Below are 3,181 nucleotides of genomic sequence, written 5' to 3' on the forward strand. Positions count from 1 at the left end.
CGTGCGCATCCTCGCGGAGCGTTTAACTCAGTCGGAGCTTGTACCCCGACTGAGTTAAAATTTATCTAGTGACTTCTTCCGACCAGATTTTTTGTTCTCCATTCATGCGATAGGATTTTATCGAAACAGAAAGCAGCTTCCATCCATAGCAAGGATCCACAAACTGTAAGCGGTCAGTATATGGCACTTCCATCGAAATCTGATAGGTAATCAGATCGTAAGCATCTTTGTACACGCCATCTGCAGCTTTATATGTCCCATTTCCTGTCTTTTCAATTTCATAAACATGCGGATTCTCCCCGCCCTCTTCATTTGCCCAGACAGTGGTCACTTCAAATCCATCGGCATTTGGCACATCCGGCCATGAAATCAGAACTGCATCGCCATCACCTTCTATAGATCCCGCATCAATCAGTTCCTGATGGTGTTGTTCCCAATATTTGTGATAAACATCCTCTTCCACTTCGATAAATTCCGGCGCTGCCAAAACTTCTGATTCCGTATTTTGAGTTGCATCATTTAAATCTGCTGTATTTTCTGTATCTCTTTCGCGGGTATTCTCCTGCTTTTTCGAATCAGCCGGCTGTGATTGGGTGGTGCCAGATTCTTTATTGAAAGAACGGTAGATTCCTACTCCCGCACCGGCTATCACCCCTACTGAAAGAACTCCTGCAATCGCAATTCCAAGTACCTTTGTGCTCACCGCCTTTCCTGCAATTGCTGCAGTTTGTGCTGCATGTGTTGCAGCTGAAACACCGGCGTAGCCGGCTGCAGGCGGTATTGCAATCGTCGCTGCCTGGGCACTAACTCTCTGACGGAACAAGAACAAAAATAGTGCAACTCCTGAAAGACCATGAAGACGAATCCCCTTGGTCTCTTCAAACAAAAGCACCTTCTTTTCGACCTTCTTCTTTCCCTGCTTCACGCGGCTTTTAATGGTTTCCACCGGAACTTGATACAATTCTGCGATTTCGCGGCATTTCATGCCTTCGAGATAATAAAGCGATAGCGCTTCCTGCTGATAGTCCGGCAATTCATCCAAAATCTCTGCGACGATTTCCTGTAATTCTTTTTGCTCCAACAGTTCTTCCGGTGTCTGATAAAAATCTCCGGCTTTTATAATCGCATTTTGAATCTCCGAACGATGCGCCTCGATTAAATCCATTTCCCCATCATCCATTTCCGTCTGAAATGATGACAGAATCTCATCCGGTCTTTTTTTCGCTTCACGCGCTTTGATATGATCCTTTGCAATATTTTTTGCTATCGTCTCAATATAAGCTCCAAATCCGAGGATTTCAACTCCGTCCTGCATTTTAGAAAAGCATCGCAAGAAGCTCTCCTGTACAATGTCCTCACACTCTTCGTGTTGATTGATAATCTGGCGCGCAGCAACATAAGCACGTCTGTAATATGTCTCATACAAATCTTTGTATTCACGCTGCTTTGCATCGTCCATCTGTTTTTTTATTTCACTCATTTTCATTAACCTTTTCTTTTATTACACCTTTGCGTTTGCCGCCAGTCCTTGGCACCGGCTTGAACCCTTTCTTTGGTTGATACATTATATATCTAAATCTTTGTAACATCAAGAATGGCATTGACATCGTTCCACTATATTCGCTTCACTTCCGATTATTTCCGACCACTCAGGTCGATTATCAGTCAAAAACAGGTCATCGTGAATCTGTGTGGTCAGGCGAATGCCATCCCAATCTTGTACATTCCCCTTCATTAAATCAAATATGCATAATATCGAATCATCTGTGCAATGTGCGCTTTCGGGAATAGGTACCGCACCTGTTCACAGAATCCATAAAACCATTCATCAACATTATGATCTCTCATAATGCTAATTTGCGCATCACTAGGTCCGCGACCATCCATTGATAAATAACCCACAAAATAGTTAAATTTAATGATTTTATTTACCGCTTTTTCTTCTTGACTCACCAGTTCGCACCTCTTTGCATCTAATATCTTGTATTTTAACACAATTTGTCGAACCCTACTACACATCATACAGCTTATCTTCTGGAACAATGTCGCAAATCAATTGTCCTAATCTCAAGTCTGGATATTGTTCCCAGACACACTTTAGTTCTTCCAACATTGGTTCTATTCTATTAATATCACGCATTAAATTCCTCCTCTTTTCACTTTATGCCAATATCTCCTGCAGCGAATCGCCTTCCTTCATTTCCATAAATTTCTTTAGGTCTACAACATTCTCATTAAATAGCATTAACATTTGCTTTCCATCATTCCATGGAAATAAGCGGTCTGCATGAAAGTGTCCGAACGCCCATCTCCTGTAATCTAAATCAAATTCAATTTCTCCAAGATATCGCTCCATAGATTTGTCCACCATACTTTGGTCAATTCCTGTCAGAAACAAATCTCTCGGCTCATATATAAGTGGACAGGTATGCGATATTACTAAATCAATCTTCCCTTCCCTCTCTACAAGTTCTCGGCCCGATTGCATTTCCGCTTCGGTTAATTGCTCATCCTCATACCATGTCCAATGGCGAGCCAATCGATACCACTTATCAATGCTGTAAGCTCCTGGAAACGATAGCGTTCTATACCCAGCAAGGTCATATATAGCTGGCGCATCTGATAGATATTCAATCATTGGAAATTCTTTTTCCACATATACTTCTCCACCATATTTCTGAACCGACTCCCAGCGTTTAGGATTTCTTTCCATCACTATAGCTACTCGCGCTTCATGATTTCCACGCAGGCAAATATATGTAAATGGTAGCTGCGACAGTTCCATCTTGAATTTATAATCCCGCTGTCCAGTAAGTGCAAAATTACAGCCTACATCACCAAGTAAAATAATATGATTATCACAGTCATCTAACGATAATCTTTCCCTGTTCTGATAATAGAAATATCTAATTGGTTCTGCGCTTCCATGGATATCTCCTAGAAGGAACCAATTCTGTTTTATTTGCTCACTCATTTTCAATCTCCATTCCATATCCCATCTGGACGCATTTTTGCTAATGCTATCACGTCTCCTTATCTCTTTTAATATGATCAAACAGCGTAAATTCTTCCCTTTCTGAATATAGAAATGGAGCCATAGCTACGCCATGACTCCACCATCAAATATTTGCCCACATTGCAGCCATGTGGATATTCCTCAGTCAACTGGCTTAACACTTTA

General features: G+C 41.5%; 4 protein-coding genes. All 4 read right to left on the minus strand.

Annotated features, from left to right (window positions below; all coding sequences use genetic code 11):
• Positions 1-61 precede the first annotated feature (61 nt).
• The 4 genes from CSX02_RS10310 to CSX02_RS10320 all read right to left on the minus strand — a co-directional run bounded on the left by CSX02_RS10310 (position 62) and on the right by CSX02_RS10320 (position 2,992).
• Positions 62-1,480 (minus strand): RNA polymerase sigma factor, encoded by a 1,419-nt coding sequence (locus CSX02_RS10310; protein WP_189281508.1) that lies wholly within the window; start codon positions 1,478-1,480, stop codon positions 62-64.
• Between the two features lie 254 nt (positions 1,481-1,734).
• Positions 1,735-1,953, minus strand: coding sequence for a hypothetical protein (locus CSX02_RS10315; protein ID WP_099386616.1), 219 nt, complete (start codon positions 1,951-1,953; stop codon positions 1,735-1,737).
• A 58-nt stretch (positions 1,954-2,011) separates the two neighbouring features.
• Positions 2,012-2,140, minus strand: coding sequence for a hypothetical protein (locus CSX02_RS13995; RefSeq protein ID WP_272757778.1), 129 nt, complete (start codon positions 2,138-2,140; stop codon positions 2,012-2,014).
• Between the two features lie 21 nt (positions 2,141-2,161).
• Complete coding sequence (locus tag CSX02_RS10320; protein WP_242970470.1) at positions 2,162-2,992, minus strand: metallophosphoesterase; 831 nt, start codon at positions 2,990-2,992, stop codon at positions 2,162-2,164.
• Positions 2,993-3,181: the final 189 nt, after the last annotated feature.

It is taken from the genome of Agathobacter ruminis, assembly GCF_002735305.1.
GTDB lineage: Bacteria > Bacillota > Clostridia > Lachnospirales > Lachnospiraceae > Roseburia > Roseburia ruminis.